11 protein-coding genes and 5 pseudogenes are annotated in these 17,848 nt (G+C 60.2%); 13 read left to right on the top strand and 3 right to left on the bottom strand.

The window, feature by feature from the left end; genetic code table 11:
- Positions 1 to 185 precede the first annotated feature (185 nt).
- The 8 genes from rfbB (at position 186) to AXW83_RS26800 (ending at position 10,424) form a co-directional block, all read left to right on the top strand.
- Complete coding sequence (rfbB, locus tag AXW83_RS22700; RefSeq protein WP_156640323.1) at positions 186 to 1,241, top strand: dTDP-glucose 4,6-dehydratase; 1,056 nt, start codon at positions 186 to 188, stop codon at positions 1,239 to 1,241.
- Positions 1,242 to 1,284: 43 nt separating this feature from the next.
- Positions 1,285 to 1,842: a dTDP-4-dehydrorhamnose 3,5-epimerase gene (gene rfbC, locus AXW83_RS22695; protein ID WP_066614007.1), complete on the top strand. Its 558-nt coding sequence runs from the start codon at positions 1,285 to 1,287 to the stop codon at positions 1,840 to 1,842.
- A 19-nt stretch (positions 1,843 to 1,861) separates the two neighbouring features.
- Positions 1,862 to 2,767 carry a dTDP-4-dehydrorhamnose reductase gene (gene rfbD, locus AXW83_RS22690; RefSeq protein WP_066620428.1) on the top strand — a complete coding sequence of 302 codons (906 nt, stop codon included), beginning with the start codon at positions 1,862 to 1,864 and terminating at the stop codon, positions 2,765 to 2,767.
- On the top strand, positions 2,764 to 3,639 hold the full coding sequence (rfbA, locus tag AXW83_RS22685) for a glucose-1-phosphate thymidylyltransferase RfbA (protein ID WP_066617677.1): 876 nt from the start codon (positions 2,764 to 2,766) through the stop codon (positions 3,637 to 3,639). Before rfbD ends, rfbA begins: the two co-directional genes overlap by 4 nt.
- A 602-nt stretch (positions 3,640 to 4,241) precedes the next feature.
- A complete protein-coding gene (locus AXW83_RS22680) occupies positions 4,242 to 6,491 on the top strand; it encodes a glycosyltransferase family 2 protein (RefSeq protein WP_168166141.1) in 2,250 nt (749 codons plus the stop codon).
- Positions 6,467 to 6,745: a hypothetical protein gene (locus AXW83_RS27330; RefSeq protein ID WP_156640320.1), complete on the top strand. Its 279-nt coding sequence runs from the start codon at positions 6,467 to 6,469 to the stop codon at positions 6,743 to 6,745. Before AXW83_RS22680 ends, AXW83_RS27330 begins: the two co-directional genes overlap by 25 nt.
- A 543-nt stretch (positions 6,746 to 7,288) precedes the next feature.
- Positions 7,289 to 9,394: a hypothetical protein gene (locus tag AXW83_RS22675; protein WP_156640318.1), complete on the top strand. Its 2,106-nt coding sequence runs from the start codon at positions 7,289 to 7,291 to the stop codon at positions 9,392 to 9,394.
- Between the two features lie 100 nt (positions 9,395 to 9,494).
- Complete coding sequence (locus tag AXW83_RS26800; protein WP_168166140.1) at positions 9,495 to 10,424, top strand: IS630 family transposase; 930 nt, start codon at positions 9,495 to 9,497, stop codon at positions 10,422 to 10,424.
- A gap of 12 nt (positions 10,425 to 10,436) precedes the next feature.
- On the opposite strand, the pseudogene AXW83_RS22665 reads toward AXW83_RS26800, so the two are convergent.
- Positions 10,437 to 10,934, bottom strand: a pseudogene (locus AXW83_RS22665) (IS630 family transposase); the annotation flags it as partial.
- Between AXW83_RS22665 and AXW83_RS22660 the strand changes: the two are divergent.
- From AXW83_RS22660 to AXW83_RS28315, 4 genes and pseudogenes are all read left to right on the top strand, one after another.
- Positions 10,927 to 11,610 (top strand): annotated as a pseudogene (locus AXW83_RS22660) (IS3 family transposase); the annotation flags it as partial. The pseudogenes AXW83_RS22665 and AXW83_RS22660 overlap by 8 nt on opposite strands.
- A 500-nt stretch (positions 11,611 to 12,110) precedes the next feature.
- Positions 12,111 to 13,426: pseudogene (locus tag AXW83_RS22655) on the top strand (IS701 family transposase).
- Positions 13,427 to 13,505: 79 nt separating this feature from the next.
- The gene (locus AXW83_RS22650) at positions 13,506 to 14,471 is read left to right on the top strand and encodes an IS481 family transposase (protein WP_066617671.1); all 966 of its coding nucleotides are present in this window, start codon (positions 13,506 to 13,508) and stop codon (positions 14,469 to 14,471) included.
- A pseudogene (locus AXW83_RS28315) lies at positions 14,472 to 14,645 on the top strand (IS630 family transposase); the annotation flags it as partial.
- 100 nt (positions 14,646 to 14,745) lie between these two features.
- Here AXW83_RS28315 and AXW83_RS22645 read toward each other — a convergent pair.
- Positions 14,746 to 15,099, bottom strand: a complete 354-nt coding sequence (locus AXW83_RS22645; protein ID WP_066617667.1) for a hypothetical protein — start codon at positions 15,097 to 15,099, stop codon at positions 14,746 to 14,748.
- 261 nt (positions 15,100 to 15,360) lie between these two features.
- Positions 15,361 to 16,305, bottom strand: coding sequence for a ferritin-like domain-containing protein (locus tag AXW83_RS22640; protein ID WP_066617665.1), 945 nt, complete (start codon positions 16,303 to 16,305; stop codon positions 15,361 to 15,363).
- A 437-nt stretch (positions 16,306 to 16,742) separates the two neighbouring features.
- On the opposite strand from AXW83_RS22640, the pseudogene AXW83_RS26795 reads away from it, so the two are divergent.
- Positions 16,743 to 17,689 (top strand): annotated as a pseudogene (locus AXW83_RS26795) (IS630 family transposase).
- The last annotated feature ends 159 nt before the right edge of the window (positions 17,690 to 17,848 follow it).

The following is a 17,848-nucleotide window of genomic DNA, read 5'->3' as shown; positions in this document are numbered from 1 at the left end:
TTCGTCGCTGTTCCGGTCCGATGACGGCGCGTCTGCTCAAGGCGGCGCGATCGAGCCTTGAGTAAAAGACTGCCCCCCATTGATACGCCGCGATAATCGGAAATGCTTGACAGATTAGTGAGGAATGTTTCTCCCCTACCCAATGGCGCTTCCTAAGCAGCTATTTAGATCCATGATGAGAGGGCGTGTTTTTGAAGTTTCTGGTTACGGGCGGGGCGGGTTTCATCGGCTCGGCGGTGGTGCGCAAGTTGATCGGGGAGACGGCTCACAGCGTCTGCGTGGTCGACAAGCTGACCTATGCCGGCAATCTCGCTTCGCTGGCGTTGGTGTCAGGCAGCAACCGCTTTCGCTTCGAGCAGGCCGATATCTGCGATGCTGCGGCCATGCAGGCGCTGTTTGCTGATTTCGCTCCCGACGTCGTCATGCATCTGGCTGCCGAGAGCCATGTCGATCGCTCGATCGACGGGCCGGACGACTTCATCCAGACCAATATCGTCGGCACCTTCGCGCTGCTGCAGGAGGCGCTGCGGTATTGGCGGGGGTTGGCGGAGGATCGGAAGGTGGCCTTCCGTTTCCATCATATCTCGACCGACGAGGTCTTCGGCTCGCTGGGCGACGAGGGGCTCTTCCGCGAGGACACGGCCTATCAGCCGAACTCGCCCTATTCGGCCTCGAAGGCGGCCTCGGACCATCTCGTGCGGGCCTGGCATCACACCTATGGCCTGCCCACGGTGATGACCAACTGCTCGAACAATTACGGGCCGTATCACTTCCCCGAGAAGCTGATCCCGCTGATGATCATCAATGCGCTGGAGGGCAAGCCGCTGCCCGTCTACGGCTCCGGCCAGAACGTGCGCGACTGGCTCTTCGTCGACGATCACGCCGATGCGCTGCTGCTGGTGGCGCAGAAGGGCGTTCTCGGCGAGACCTACAATATCGGCGGGCACAACGAGATGGCCAATATCGAGGTGGTGCGCGCGATCTGCGCGATCCTCGACGAGTTGCGGCCCGATCCGGCGGGGCCGCGAGAGCGGCTGATCGCCTACGTCACCGACCGGCCGGGCCATGATGCGCGCTATGCGATCGACGCCGGCAAGATCGGCCGCGAGCTCGGCTGGACGCCGAAGGAGACCTTTGAGAAAGGCTTGCGCCGGACGGTGGCCTGGTATCTCGACAATCCGTCCTGGTGGGGCGACATCCGGTCGGGCGTCTATCGCGGCGAGCGGCTCGGCTCCGGCTGAGCCCGCTACCCGAGCCCGCCCTTCCAAACGAAAGCGATCCACCATGCTCAGCGTCGAAGCCACGGCCCTGCCGGATGTGAAGATCATCCAGCCCAGGAAGTTCGGCGACCATCGCGGTTTCTTCTCCGAGGTCTACAACCGGCAGGCCTTCGCCGCGGCCGGGATCGCGCTGGAGTTCGTGCAGGACAACCATTCGCTGTCGGGTGCGGTCGGCACGCTGCGGGGCTTGCATTTCCAGTCGCCGCCCTTCGCGCAGGACAAGCTGGTGCGGGTCACCCATGGCCGCATCCTCGACATCGCCGTCGATATCCGCCGGTCGTCGCCGACGTTCGGGCAGCATGTATCGATCGAGCTGTCGCGCGAGAACTGGCGGCAGATGCTGGTTCCGGCCGGTTTCGCCCATGGCTTCGTCACGCTCGAGCCCGATACCGAGGTGATCTACAAGGTGACGAGCCTCTATTCGGCCGCCGACGATCACGGACTCGCCTTCGACGATCCGGCGCTGCAGATCGACTGGATGCTTTCCCATGACGGACTGACGCTGTCCGACAAGGACAGGACGCATCCGCGGCTCGCCGACCTGCCGCGCTATTTCGACTGAGAGGATGCTGGGGCCCGTCATGAGAGTTGTCGTCACCGGACAGAACGGACAGGTCGCGCTGGCGCTCGCCGAGCGGGCCGCGGCGTCGGGCATCGATCTCGTCGCGCTGGGACGTCCCGCATTCGATCTGGAGCGGCTTGAGACGATCGCGCCCGCGCTCACGGCGGCAAAGCCCGACGTGATCGTCAATGCCGCGGCCTACACCGCTGTCGATCTCGCCGAGAGCGAGAGCGGGACGGCGCACAGGGTCAATGCGGAGGCGGCCGGCATCGTCGCTGCGACCGCCGCCCGACTCGGCGTGCCGGTGATCCAGATCTCGACCGACTATGTCTTCGACGGGTCGCTCGACCGGCCCTATCGCGAGGACGACCGGACCGGGCCGGTCTCGGCCTATGGCCGCTCCAAGCTCGGGGGCGAGCAGGCCGTGATCGCGGCGACCGACAACCATGCGATCCTGCGCACGGCCTGGGTCTACAGCCCCTTCGGCAAGAACTTCGTGCGGACCATGCTGCGGCTCGGCGCCGATCGCGACGAGGTCGGCGTCGTCGCCGACCAGGCCGGCTCGCCGACGAACGCGCTCGACATCGCCGATGCGGTGCTCGGCGTCGCCCGCAATCTTGTGGAGCGTCCAGGCGATCCAGCGCTGCGCGGCATCTTCCATATGGCGGCGCAGGGCGAGGCCGTCTGGGCCGATGTCGCGGAGACCGTTTTCGCGGTCGCGACCGCGGCTGGCAGGACGCCCGTGCGGGTGACGCGCATCGCGACGCGGGACTACCCGACGCCGGCGCGGCGACCGGCCAATTCGCGGCTGGATTCATCCAAACTCGCCCAAGCCCATGGCGTGGCCCTGCCCGAGTGGCGCGGCTCGCTGCGGGCCTGCGCGGAGCGGCTCATCGCCGCGGAACAGACAGGACGGATATCATGAAGGGCATCATTCTGGCCGGCGGCTCCGGCACGCGGCTGCATCCGATGACGCTGGCGATGTCGAAGCAGCTGCTGCCGGTCTACGACAAGCCGATGATCTACTACCCGCTGACGACGCTGATGCTGGCGGGCATCCGCGAGATCCTGATCATCTCGACGCCGCACGACGTGCCGCATTTCCAGCGGCTGCTCGGCGACGGCTCCGAATGGGGGCTCGACCTCGCCTACGCCGAGCAGCCGACGCCGGCGGGCCTGGCGCAGGCCTATATCATCGCGGCGGATTTCGTCGGGTCGCAGCCCTCCGTCCTGATCCTCGGCGACAACCTGTTCTACGGCCACAGCCTGCCCGAGATGATGCAGGCGGCCGGCGCCCGGGCGACCGGTGCGACGGTCTTCGCCTATCATGTGCGCGATCCTGAACGCTACGGCGTGGTCGAATTCGACGCGGTCGGCAAGGCGATCTCGATCGAAGAAAAGCCCAAGGCGCCGAAATCGAACTGGGCGGTGACCGGGCTCTACTTCTTCGACGCCCAGGTGATCGACATCGCCGCCAACCTCAAGCCTTCGCCCCGCGGCGAACTCGAGATCACCGACGTCAACCGGGTCTATCTGGAGCGCGGCCAGCTCTCGGTCGAGAGCATGGGCCGCGGCTTCGCCTGGCTCGACACCGGCACCCCCGACAGCCTGCTCGAAGCCGGCGAGTTCGTCCGCACCCTGGAAAGCCGCCAGGGCCTGCGCATCGCCTGCCCGGAAGAAATCGCCGCCCGGCAGGGCTGGATCTCAGCGGCACAACTTGTTGCCCTTGGAGAAACGCTCGCCAAGTGTGACTACGGGCGTTATATCCTGCAAGTGTCGGGCGATATTGGCACCTGACTTGGTGCCAAACTCACGGGGGCTGAAACGGCCTATTCAGCGTAGACAAATTTTTCCGCGCGGCCAGTCCTTTGCCTTAGTGGTAAATGTACAGAGAGTGGCCGGACAGGAGATCGACTTTTAGTGGGCCTTCACGCCCTTTATAAAAACGCGTCCTGCGACATCCGGCAAGAACTTTGCTAGGAGCGAGATCATCGCCAGCCCAGTCAATTTGGCGGAGCCATTGCAGCCGGTGCGTGAGAGGCGGTTTGAACGCCCGCGCGGCTGCCCACAGTCCGTATGGCGTTGGTTGCCATGGCTATCAATATCCGGAGCTTTAAGAGGAAGCTCAACCCACCCCACCAAATGCGGAACCAAGCAATTTCAACGTCGGACCTATGGCCGACGCCGCAGGTCGCGCTTCGGGGGCTCAGCTGCCTGCTGCGCGGGGCTATCTCTTGACAGCGCAGTTCAGGGTCAGGCAACTACGGTTTGAATGCGCAAGACCAGTTCGCTCGTTTCGTCCTTTCGCGCCGATGCCTGCGCCGATGTGAGTGGGCCTACTCATCCCACTAGGCATGAATCCAAACCTCGGACGAAAAGCGCCTCAACAAGCTGCCAAGATGAAAAAACTCTGGACGGTCCCCCGGTCGTTGCATCGGACAGCCGAACGCATACAACGCGTTCGGGAGCAGATTTCACGATCAGATCACACCGCCAAGTCATCGACCGACCTGGTGGGTGTGACCTATGCGATGGAACGACCCGCCGGCGGATATAGCGGATGGTGGTCGCTTAAATTGACAGGTGAATCACCACCGAACCCGCGCGACTGGGTCATGGTATGCGTCAAGCGCAATGCGCAGCGGCTGAGCCTTCGATTGGGGCGAGCTCCAATTCTCGATGGCGCCAGCATCGTCCGTATTCCCGACGAAGTTACGGACGTCTTCCTGCGATATGGTGATGCCACGGAACAAGCTGAAATCAATCTGCGGATTTCATTGCGACGGCTCAGTAAAGCTCAGGCGATGTTGGCTATTTTAGGCGCCAACCCTTCGCAGTTTCGTTCGTTCCATCGGATGCTGACCGGTCGTGGCGCCAAGGCCGCCATTGAAGACCTATTCCGATCCGCGTTGCCGATTCGCACGGATAATTATCGAAGCTGGATCGCCGGCCATGATTGCCTTTCCGACGACGAGCCACAACAAATCCGGCAGCATATCGACACACTTGAAAACAGGCCTGTTTTCTCGATCATCGTGCCCGCGTATGAAACGCCCGCGGGCGCACTGCGGGCGATGATCGAATCGGTCAAGACACAAATCTATCCTGACTGGGAACTCTGCATCGCAGACGACGGCTCGAAAAGCCCCTACATCCGTGAGGTTCTCGAAGACGCCGCTGCCGGAGAATCTCGGATCAAGTTGGTTTTCAGATCCGAGAACGGCAACATCAGCGCCTGCAGCAATACTGCCATGGAACTCGCCACGGGCTCCTATCTGGCGTTGCTCGATCATGACGACGTGCTTGCTCCCCATGCCTTGGCCATGATGGCGGATGCGATAAATGCTCATCCCGACGCCGACATCTTCTATTCCGACGAAGACAAGCTCGACGACGAAGGCCGGCGCTACGATCCGTACTTCAAACCGGATTTTAATCGCGAGCTGCTTTACGGCCAGAATTTCATCAGCCATCTAGGCGTTTTTCGCACGTCGGCGGTGAAATCCGTTGGCGGATTTCGTCTCGGCTTCGAAGGGAGCCAAGATTACGACCTCGTCTTGCGCCTGGTCGCAGCGACGCACGGGCCGATCGTGCACGTGCCCCATGTGCTCTATCATTGGCGCCTCTATCCCGGTGCCGGGACATTCTCATCGACGCAGCATGATCGGGCTTCGTTAGCGGCGCGATCCGCTATCAGGGAGCAACTTGCATCGCGCGGCCAGACAGCGACGGTAGAAGCGGGGATAGCTGGATATCACCGCGTGCGGCGCCATCTCGTGAACTGGCCACGCATCAGCATCGTGATACCGACGCGCGATCATGCAAATCTTCTCGAAGAATGCCTTCAGGGCCTGCTGAACAAGACGGATTATCCAGATCTCGACATCATCGTCGCCGATAATGGCAGCTCCGAACCCGCAACATCTGCCCTGTTTGCATCGATGGCTGCTTTCGGTGTCAGAGTCGTCGCATGCCCGGGCGAATTCAATTATTCCAAGATCAACAATGACGCCGTCAAACAGGCTACCGGCGATCACATCCTCTTTCTGAACAACGACATCTCGATCCTGGAGCCAACATGGCTAAAAGAGATGGCAGCCCATTTGGCTGAAACCGACGTCGGAGCGGTCGGCGCCAAGCTGTTGTATCCGGATGGCACGTTACAGCACGCTGGCGTGACACTAGGTGTTCTGGGTGTTGCTGGACATACCCAGCGGGGGGCCGCTAAGGATTCTTTTGGCTATTTTGGCCAACTCGGCCTCGCCCGCGACGTCTCATGCGCAACGGCAGCGTGCCTTTTGGTCCGCCGGGACGTTTTCGAGCAAATTGGAGGTTTCGATCAAGACAATTTGAAAGTGGCCTTCAATGACGTCGATCTCTGCATCCGCATCGGCAGGTCGGGCCATCGCATAGTCTGGACCCCTTACGCCAGCTTGATGCATCACGAGTCAAAAAGTCGCGGATCCGATGTGTCCGGTGCCAAACTCAAGCGCTTCGAGCAGGAAAGGATCTATATGCGCGAGCGCTGGGGCAGCATTTTGGACACCGACCCATTCTGGAACCCGAATCTGTCGCTAGATTCCAACGATCCAGAACCCGCATTTCCTCCGCGGGTGAGACGGCCATGGCTGACGACAAATTCCGATTAAGTAACATTCGCCGGGCGGTTGTGACTTATCTGCGCCGATTACGGCGTAACGACCTCGCCTGGGTGTTGACCGCGCATCTGATCATCCAGCCTGAGGCCGCTGCGAGACTACTTTGGGATCAAATCCTGCGTAATCAACGGCTGCTGTCTCGTATGTTGCTTGCGGCTCCATCAGCGCTCCCCGGCAGCCGCCTCTACAATATCCGGAGCTATGAGGACGAGGTCGCATCTCGTAATACGGCAAGCACGTCCTGACCCAGCTACAGAAGACGCCACTATGCCTGCCAGGGGCGAACGCATTTGACCCCGTGCGCTTCGATGAGCGCTGATGCAGAGAAGAGTTGATCGCGTTCCTCGACCACGTCGAGACGGAATGCGCTCGCTCGGTGAGCTTGTGCAGGTAGGGGACGCTAAGGCTGAGAACCCACCCGGCTGGTCGAGACGTGGACGACGTCGATGCCGGCTCCAGCTGGGGGAGGCACACGTTCGAGCGGCAGTAGCCCGATCAGACCAAAGAGAAGCAGGACGGGCTCGTGATGCCCTTTGCCGCGACTTCGAGATGCTGCGTCGTCGCTACGAGATGCCCACTCGATATCAACAATCTGACACCTCTGTTCCCGCACCGCGGCTATCGGCGAAGGACGACCTACCTCGAGATGCGCGGCTGGCGAGTCAAGGGACGGGATGGTACGCATTGCGCGAATCGCGTCGGGAATAAACTATTAGCGAGAAACTACGCGGCCCCCACTAAAAGACCTTCCGCACTCCTGCCTCAACGTACGACCCGGTCAGAATCATATGCTTCAAACCCATGATCAAAAATCGAATGCTAATCTTCGAATTAGCGTTGATATTATTTCGCCGCTAATTTCTTTATTCATTTTCTATGCATCACTTTTAGTAATACATCCTTCTGTCTATTTTGCTCTAAAATTTTCGCTATATATTATACTTTTTAACATTTTGATTGGTATTTCTATAATCTCACTATTAATAAACGCTAAATACTATGTAGAAAATGCTATTCCATTAATTTGGATTTGTGGACTGATTATAAATATATTATTGTTTAGTTTTGTATGGCTAATAGGAAACTCACATGAATTATATTATATTTTCGTAATTTTATTTACAATGATATTTATTATGATTGTACTTACAAAATATATTTTGGTAATTTTCGAATTTAATTTAAAAAGATCGATTGCTAAAATATTTATTTTATCCACGTGTATTTTTTGCTCATTAATATCAATGGCGTTCCTAGTAGGATTTGATACATCCAATACATATTCACAACATTGGGCGTTTCAGGCGATCATCATCGATGGTTTGTTGCAAGGCTGGCGGCCTGAGAACCTTCTGATGCCGGGCACGGCCTTCAGTTATCATTATGGAGCCCATCTCTGGCTCCTGGCTGCCCACCAAGCTCTAGACATTCCCCTCGACGTTCTGGTTGCCCGATACGGGCCCCATACGCTGTTGACGACGTGTGCGCTGTCGATGTTCGCATTCGGCCAACGCTATCTCCGACTGCCGATATGGGCGGCGATCCTCGCCCTGCTGACGTTTTTTGGTACCGTTGGCGTGCCGCCGACGTTCGGCAACGCGTTCGCCATCTTCGCGCCCTTCAGTGCGGCCCTGCTCTTGTCTCCAGCGCTCGCCTTCATTGTGTTCTTCGCGACGCTTGCCGCAGGCATCGAGCTTTCTCGCGCAAAGGCGACACCTTTTGGCCTGGATATCGCGATCCTCGCGGCTCTTTCGTTCGTTGCGACCGGCGCCCGAAGCGTCGCGCCTCCGATCCTGATCTTCGCGTTCGGCGCATTGCTGCTGCGGAACGCGGTCTGTCGTGAGCCGTGGGACTGGCGCGGGGCTGCGCACATCCTGGGTTTGACGATCGGTTTTGCCGCCGGAATGTACGTCTTCTATGGTATTGGTGGCGACATCAGCGGCACGGGCTTCGTACGCATCGTTTGGCCATTGTCAGATCTGGTGGACAAAGACCAATTTCTCTTCACGGTCCCCGTTTCGTTGCTCGCAGCCGGCGTGCCGACTGCGATCGCAGCCGTTGCAGCGTTCGTCCTCATGGTCGTCTTCCAGGCGGGCGCGCTAACGCCGGGTTTCTTCTTCTGGCTGATCCGGCGGCGCTGCACTTCAACGCGGGATGCGCAATTCCTTCTGGCAGCGGCTGGGGTAGCAGGCATTTTCGCGTTCTCCGTCACAGTCGCTCCCGGTTCGAGCCACGTTACGTTTCTGCAGTACACTAATATCTGCTTCTGTCTGCTGGGTGCCCTCGGCTTCGCCCAGTTTGCGCAAATCCTGCACACCCCCTCGCCGAGGCGGGTCGCGGTCGCTATTGGACTATCCGTTCCTGCCCTGCTGCTTTTTATTGTTCAGATTCGGGAAATGCCAAAAGGCGGGCTGACTTGGTTTTACACTGCACCTCGCGCTGCATGGTCCGTTATCGCCGGCGGAAAGCAGGTTCCGCCTATCAAGTGCAGTCGCCCGGCAGACTCGGCGTTGTTGGCCGACCCATCCGTTAAATCGGAAAATGCTGTCGTCGCTTTCGTATTACCGCCTTCATATTGCCAGGAATTTTGGTGGATTGTCGAAAATTCAACACGAGCGATCAATTTCTATTCGCTGTCTTTCCCGCCCGGAAAACCAGTCGGCGTACTTCAATCGATTATAAGGGAGAGATACACGCGCCTTCTGTCTGCAGTGAATTCTTCAGAGAAAGGAGTGTTTCCTGCAGATGACCTCACGGCGATCGCTAAAACTTTGCTGCCCAACAAAGAGTTGTTCGCCATTGCAAAACGAGGCCTCGTGAATGGCGCGGGTGCGCCCGTACCTATGATCGTAGCGAATGAGCGATTTGCGATCTACCGATTTCAGGGCCAGTGAAGTCGGACGTATGTTATACCAACGGCCGCCGAGGCTGACTCACGGGGTCTTTTCTGCGGCCGGGTTAACTGATTCCATGGACGCGAGGAGGATCCGCGCCATGGCTGATGCGGTGAAGCTTCGAACGGACTACTCCGCCGTGGATCTGCGACGGCTCGCGGCGGGGTCGCGGCACGCCAACCAGAGCCGCCGGCTTCTGTCGCTGGCGGCGGTTCTCGACGGCATGGATCGGGAGCAGGCGGCGCAGATCGGCGACATGGATCGCAAGACGCTGCGCGACTGGGTTCACCGGTTCAACGAAAGCGGCCCCGACGGGTTGAAGGACATCCGCTCGAAGGGACATCCGCCCAGGCTCTCGGTCGATCAGCTCGTCGCTCTGGCGACCATCGTCGAGACCGGACCCGACCGGGCCGTCGATGGCGTGGTGCGCTGGCGGCGCATCGATCTCCAGAAGGTCGTCCGCGAGCGCTTTGGAATCGATTATCACGAGCGCACGATCGGCAAGCTGCTGAAGCAGATCAGCTTCTCCCACATCAGCGCGTGGCCGCATCCTCCCGCCCAGGACGAGCGCGTGATCGAAGCGTTCAAAAAACTTCGCTGTGACGCTGGAGGCCCATATCGCCCATGTGCCCAGGCGCAAGCCGATCGAACTCTGGTTCAGGACGAGGCCCGCATCGGCCAGAAGAACGGCCTGGTCCGGCAATGGGCCAGACGCGGAACCAGGCCGCGCCAGCCCGCCGATCAGCGCTATGAGAGCGCCTATCTGTTCGGAGCGATCTGCCTGTCGCTGGGGGTCGGCGCGGCGCTCGCCATGCCCTTTGCCGATACGCACGCCATGCAGGCCCATCTCGACGAGATCGCCAGGACGGTCGCAAAGGGCGCCCATGCCGTCCTGCTGCTCGACCGCGCCGGCTGGCACACGACCGCCAGGCTCGCGGTGCCGAGAAACATCTCGCTGATCTTCCTGCCCTCGCGCTCGCCCGAACTGAACCCGGTCGAGAACATCTGGCAGTACCTGCGCGCAAACTAGAGCATTTTTACGTTATTCCGGCTCGTACCCAGCAGCCATGAAGTACTTCTGGCATTCGCGGGGCGTGAAAGTTTCGAGGATTGTTCCGATCGCTCGCCAGAGGCCTTCGACGGTTCGCTCGGCGGCTTTTCGCAAGAGCGCCTTGAGCTTTGCGAAGGCGTTCTCGATTGGGTTGAAGTTAGGACTGTAGGGCGGCAGGAAGACGAGCGTGGCTCCGGTTGCCTCGATGGCCTGGCGCACGGCGTTGCCTTTGTGGGCGGGTAGATTGTCCATGATGACGATGTCGCCTGGCGCAAGCGTTGGCCCGAGAACCTGGCTTGCATAGGCGATGAAGGCCTCGCGGTTCGGCCCGTCGAGCACCATCGGCGCGGTCATGCCTGTAAGGCGCAGGCCGGCGACGAAGGTCGTGGTTTTCCAGTGGCCGTTGGGAATCCCGGCGCGAAGGCGCTGGCCACGCGGGGCCCGGCCGCGCTGTCTTGCCATCTTCGTGCTGGCGCCGGTCAAGGAGATCTGCGAGACGCGTGTGCGATATGGCTATCGCCGCGTGCATATCCTGTTGCAACGGGATGGCTGGGCGGTGAACCCGAAGCGGATCTACCGCCTTTACAAGGAGTTGGGCCTGCAATTGCGCAACAAGGTGCCCAGGCGCCGGGTCAAGGCAAAACTGCGCGAGGACCGTCGTCCGGCGACGCAGACGAACGAGACCTGGGCGATGGATTTTGTCCACGACCAGCTCGCGACGGGCCGCAAGATCAGGGTCCTGACCGTGGTCGACATCTTCTCCCTGTTCTCGCCAACCGTCGACCCGCGGTTCAGTTATCGCGGCGAGGACGTCGTCGTGACGCTTGAGCGGATCTGCGGCGCCATGGGCTATCCCCGGAGCATCCGCGTCGACCAGGGCTCGGAATTCGTCAGCCGGGTCCTCGATCTCTGGGCCTATCAGAAGGGCGTCGTACTCGAATTCTCAAGGCCGGGCAAACCGACCGACAACAGCTTCATCGAGTCCTTCAACGGTAAGTTCCGGACCGAGTGCCTGAACACGCACTGGTTCATGAGCCTTGACGACGCTCGGGCAAAAATGGAGGCTTGGCGCAGAGACTACAACGAGATCCGGCCACACAGCGCCATCGGCAACAAGCCGCCGATATCTCTGATGAACGGCTCTCCAGCGCCCCCGCCGGCATGAGCCCTAACCCCGGAAGATTCCAGCTCGCGCTGGCCCAAAATCGGGGAGCACGTCAAAACGAAGCCGGACCTAACTTATGACCGACGGGAAAACGGGGAGCACGTCAATAGGCCCCATACGGATCGAGCTTGGATCGCTGCGGCTGACCCTGCCGCCGCGCCTTGCGCTCTCCGGTTTCCCGCGCCCGGCGCGCCCAGACGATCGCCGTCGCGATGCCGACCCCAAACCGATCGGCCGCATGGCGGGAGGCAAGCCCGCTTCGGTCGCCGCAATAACGCGCTCACGCAAATCCTGGATGTAAGCCCGTGCCATCCAAGCCTCCCGCGTAAGACCAGGAAGGAATCGCACCGTTCGCGCGGCTTGGGAATCCCGCCAGAATCGGAAAACGATGAACCTGCTCTAGCACTACTTTGGCAGATTTTTGAGTTGGGCAGCATTTTTGGGATTCCCGCGGCGCGGTTTGCGTGATTCATGGGTGGTCGGCTTATGGAGGGCCGGCCATGGACGAGAGCTGGAAGTCCGATCTTGAGCGCTGGCTTGCACCGTTTCTCGATGCACTTGGGCACAAGGTACGGGCGCGGATGTGTCCGGCTTATGTGGCAGGGCTGATCGGCGCAGGTGATCGCAAGAGCATCCAGCCGATGGCGGCGCGCGACGGTGGCGTCGGCTACGACCAGCTTCATCACTTCATCGCCAGCGGGACTTGGGACGCCGCGCCACTTGAGAAGGCCTTGCTCACTGAGGCCGACAGGATGGTTGGCGGCGCTGAGGCCTGGCTGATCGTCGATGACACGGCCCTGCCGAAGAAAGGCGAACGCTCGGTCGGCGTCGCGCCGCAATACGCCTCGGCGCTCGGCAAGAATGCCAACTGTCAAACGCTGGTGTCGCTGACGCTGGCTTCCGGTGAAGTCCCCGTCATGGTGGGGTTGCGGCTTTTCTTGCCCGAGAGCTGGACGAGCGATCCCGCTCGGCTCTCACGTGCAGGTGTGCCGAAGGATTTTGGGCGCAATCGGACCAAGCCGGAGATCGCGCTCACCGAGATCGATCGCGTCCGGGCCGCCGGGGCGCGTTTTGGCTGCGTGCTGGCCGATGCCGGGTATGGCCTCTCCGCGTCGTTCCGACAGGGCCTGAGCGAGCGAGGGCTTGTCTGGGCAGTTGGCATTCCCTTCAAGCAGAAGGTCTATCAGGCCGGCGTGACGATGATCTTCCCCGTCGCCGGACGCGGCCGCCCGCGAAAGCGCCATGTCCCGGACACGGCGTCGGTCAGCGCACAGGCGATGCTGGAAGAGACGCCTTGGCGGATGCTGAGTTGGCGGCGCGGGACGAAGGGCCGCCTGAAGGCCCGCTTTGCCGCGAGGCGCGTGCGTGTCGCCGACGGTCCGCCACAGCGGATCGGCGCCATGGGCCCCCAGCATCTGCCGGGCGAGGAAGTCTGGCTGATCGGAGAACATCGCTCAAATGGAGACCGCAAGTACTATCTCTCGAACCTCCCGGCCGACACCTCGCTCACGCGCCTGGCCGGCGCGATCAAGGCGCGCTGGATCTGCGAGCAGGCGCATCAGCAGTTGAAGGAGGAACTCGGTCTCGACCACTTTGAGGGACGATCATGGGCAGGGCTACACCGGCACGCGCTCATGACCATGATCGCCTACGCCTTCCTCCAATCCCGCCGCCTCAAATAGGCGAAGCGGGAAAAAAGAAGCCAGGGTCCGCCACCACAGCCAACCCTTCCAGCAATCCGGGCAGCCATCATCTTCAGGCTCGAGCGGCCGCCTCCGACGCGATGTCCGCATTGCCGATGCTGGCTAGTTCATAAAAATCTGCCAAAGTAGTGATAGGTGTTTGGTCCCGGAGAGTCGTGACGCTATTCTGAGCCGAGAGGCAGAGGAGGGCTTATGGCAGGAGTTCTTCACGGCAGCGCCCGCACGACGCCGCGAGTTCGAGCCGAGCTCCAAGCGTCGCAAGAGAAGACCAGTGTCCTCGCCCGGCGATATGGGCTGAGCCGAACCACCGTTGCGAAATGGCGTGAGCGGACATCGACGTCGGATGCTCCGATGGGCCCGCGCGATCCGCGCAGTACCGTTCTGACTTTGGCGGAGGAGGCGATGGTCGTTGAGTTCCGGCGCCGCACGCTGCTGCCACTCGACGACGTCCTGGGCTGCCTGAGAGAGGCTATTCCAACACTGACGCGTTCGAGCCTGCATCGCTGCCTGGAGCGGCACGGCATCTCACGCCTCCCGCAGAGCGAAGAGAAGGCTTCAAGGCGGGGTACGTTCGCCGCGACGACGATCGGCTATGTCCATATCGATCACTGCGAGCTGCGCCTGGCGGACGGCAAGCTGCACATGTTCCTCGCGATCGATCGCGTCTCGAAGTTCACCTATGTCGAGTTCCACGATCGCACCAAGATGCTGAACGGGACCGCGTTCCTGGAGAATGTGATCGCAGCGTTTCCCTATTCGATCCACACGATCCTGACCGACAACGGGATGGCCTTCGCCGACCTGCCGAAGAACCGCAACGGGATCTCCCGGCAGTGGGGGCCGCACATGTTCGACCGCCTCTGCCTCGCCAACGGCATCGAGCACAATCTGACCAAGCCCTACCACCCTTGGACGAATGGCCAGGCCGAGCGGATGAACCGCACGATCAAGGATGCGACGACCAAGGTCTTCCACTACCCCGATCTCGAGAGCTTGAAGGCCCATGTCGTGGCCTTCGTCGCCGCCTACAACTTCGCCAAGCATCTGAAGGCCCTGCGATGGCGAACGCCATACGAGGCCATCTGTCAGGCATGGACGAAAGACCCATCACCCTTCAAGATCGACCCGCGTCACTTCATCCCGGGACCAAACACCTAAAGTCCCGACTTCAATCCCATCGAGAACGCCTTCGCCAGGCTCAAGGCGATGCTCCGAAAAGCCGCCGAGCGCACAATCAACGGTCTGTGGGGCGCCATCGGCCGCCTAATCGATCTCTTCCCGCCCGCTGAATGCGCAAACTACTTCAGCGCCGCAGGATATGATGCAACCTGATCGGATTCCGCTCTAATTAAATTGCATTTCGTAAAAAATACCTGTCATTGATTGCATCGCTGCGCCAATTGGAAAGGCGCAACGATGCGTCATGGAGGCGCTACTGAGCGCTAATATTGCCTTTATAGTCCAGTCCGACAGTGACGATACGGCTCCGTAGCTTGGCGTTTGCTCGCCAGATACCCTTCTCATCCTTCATGAGATTGACGATATCTGATATGCCAGCGTTCTGCAGCCGTAGTATGGCTTGCGAGTCGGTAATCTTGTTGTCACCAGGCGCCAGTTCACTGGGAGGCACCAAGTTCGTCACGTCGAGCTTATTGGATGGGCCAAGGCCGAGCGGTTCCCTTGGTGCTGCCGTTCCTTGCGGCGCCGCCGGTGCAGTGCTTTGAGCGACTGCACTACTCACCGCGAGGGCCGCTGCAAAGGACACCGTCAAAACGAGATAACGCATATCAACTTCTCCTATCGTGGTGTTCGTAGCGTGCCTATCGGGTCGGCCGTCTCGCGGACGCCCGGATCTGGCTCGTTAGAATGGTGGCTCATGAAAACGTCTAGTTTGGCCTGATCAACGCGGCTTGCAACGTCGAGGCCCGATCGTCATAGCGACAATGTCGGACGGGAAATATCCCATCCGACATCTTTCTGTCATCACAAGCGCAAGACGAAATTCCGGGCGAAGAACCGGCGCCCGCTTTTCACATCCTGCTTCAGATCACCGAATATTGCCGTTCATGGAGAACGGGAAGAAGCCGCCGGCTTTCGGGGGGAGAGTCGGATTGGCGTAAACGATATTGAGAACCTGGGCGGGCGTACGCGAAAAAGCGATTGCGGCGTCGTCGGTCGGAACGATGTTTGACGAGGACACGAACGAACCATTGCCGAACACGGCTGTATCGTTGACGCCCTGATCAGCCTCAGCGCCGCTGATCGAGTCTCTGAAGTTAGAGATTAACGTGGTCGCGTCGCGAAGGTTGCGTACATAACAGAGAGTCCGGATCAGACCTGCGTGATAGGCTTCGACCGCCAGAAGACCAGCCGCTGCTTCCAGAACACCCCTGTTCTGGATAAGTGGCGATGCGCCTTTATACGCCGTGACGCCGACATCTTCGAAGACGAACGAGGCCAACAGAAAGTTATTGACGCTGCCGAAGGCATCGAACGACGCATTGGGTGCAACGAGGCCTGCCGCGCGGGCCAATGCCGTGAAGCTTGCGTTTAGATCGATCTGAGGCCTTGCCACCGATCCGTTGGCACCGCCAAGTGCCCGACGAATGAACTTGACGTGGTTCTCTTCGTCGGCCGCAATTTCCCGCGCATAGCTTTGGATGAGAGGCTCGCCTGTGAAATCCACTGCGCGGCCACCTGACACGGGCCCCAGAGTGCCGATCCCACCGACGACGTCGGAGTCCGAGAGGCCGCGTCCGAAGGCCGCACGCAGATAAAATTCCGCTTCAAGATATTCAAGATTGAGAGCGAAATTCAGGATGTCGTTATCGGTGATGCTCTGGGCTTTCGCATCCGTCGGCCGATACGTGAACGCGGCAGCGGCGCCGAGGCCCAACGTCGCAAGGAAAGCGCGACGTCCAGCGGCGTAATTCAAAACCCTCGAATCTCCGGCGGGTCCGAAGGTGTCGTTCTTATCGGTTTCGATGGTCATTGGTGTTCCTTTCGGTTGCCCCCACCCAGGGTAACCGGAAGGCACACCTTTGGTTTCAGGAGAATTAAAATAAATTAACCTTAGTCGATCTCCGGCACGTGCTGGGTTCGGCAAAGAGATTAGCGGCAGATAGCAAATTTCATTTCAGACAGCCGGCACGGGCTCTTGGAATGCGAACGAGGATGATCGTCGCGCCGGAGCAACCTGATTTGAAAGGTATAATTGCGTCGTGCTGATCCGGGCACCATCCACTATGGAGCACGGCGTCTGACAACGCGTGATGAACCCGCGAGGCTTAGCCGTTTTCAGACTGGCGCGGTGTTTCCGAAAACGGTCGGCCTGTTCTAGAGCGGATTCCGAGCTGATTGAATCAACTGGGATTCCCAAATCAGCGTGGAGCTGATTCAGACTGCCTGCCGGATCGGAGGCCGGCTGGCATGTCGAAAGCTCTGTCTGTTGATCTTCGGGTTCGGGTGCTGGCGGCGGTGGCGCGGGGTTTGACGCACCGTTAGGCTGGCGAGCGGTTTGGTGTGAGCACGGCGAGTGTCAGCCGCTGGCGCAGGCTGGAGCGTGAGCAGGGCGATGCGTGGCCCGGCCCGCCTGGTGGCGACAGGCGCTCGCATCGGCTCGAACGGCATGGCTCGACGATCGTGGACTGCGTCGCAGTCAACCGTGACATCACGCTTGCCGAACTAAGGATCGCGGTTGAAGCGAAGGGGGTGAACGCCAGCATCGCCGGGCTCTGGCGGTTCCTCGACCGACACAAGATCACGCTCAAAAAAAGTCGGCGCATGCAAGCGAACAAAACCGCGCCGATATTCTGAACCGCCGGCAGGAGTAGTTCGAAAGCCAGCCCGATCTCGACCCCGAGCGCCTCGTCTTCATCGACGAGACCTAGGCCTCGACCAACATGGCGCGCCATCATGGCCGATGTCCGCGCGGCGAGCGGCTCAGGATGGCCGTCCCGCACGGTCATTGGAAAACGACAACCTTCGTCGGGGCGTTCACCCTGCGCGGCTTCATCGCGCCCTGGGTTCTGGACGGGCCGATCAACCGCGATGCCTTCGAGACCTATGTCGCCAAGGTGCTCGTCCCAGAACTGCGTCCGGGCGACGTCATCGTCATGGACAACCTCTCCAGCCACAAGGGACCCAGAGTGCGCGAGATGATCGAGGCGGCAGGCGCCGAAATGCGCTATCTGCCGCCCTCAAGTCCTGACTTCAACCCGATCGAGATGGCCTTCTCGAAGCTCAAGGCCCTCCTGCGCAAGGCCGCCGAGCGAACGGTCAGCGGCCTCTGGAACGCCATCGGCCACATCATCGATATCTTCGATCCTGCCGAATGTCTGAACTACTTCGGTGCCGCAGGGTATGATGCAACTTGATCGGAAAACGCTCTAAAGCGTCTTCGAGCGAAGTCGCTACCGGTCCATGCCAAGAAAAACTGGCAGAGATGAAGTTTAGAGACCGGCTCGATCAGATCGAGACCGTTCGCATGAGGGGATGGCGCCGGTGTCCGTGCGGACCGCGAAGAGTTCCGATCG

Origin of the sequence: Bosea sp. PAMC 26642 (assembly GCF_001562255.1) — a bacterium.
Taxonomy (GTDB): domain Bacteria; phylum Pseudomonadota; class Alphaproteobacteria; order Rhizobiales; family Beijerinckiaceae; genus Allobosea.
The sequence above is the reverse complement of the archived record's forward strand: the minus strand, read 5'-3'. Positions and strand labels throughout refer to the sequence as shown.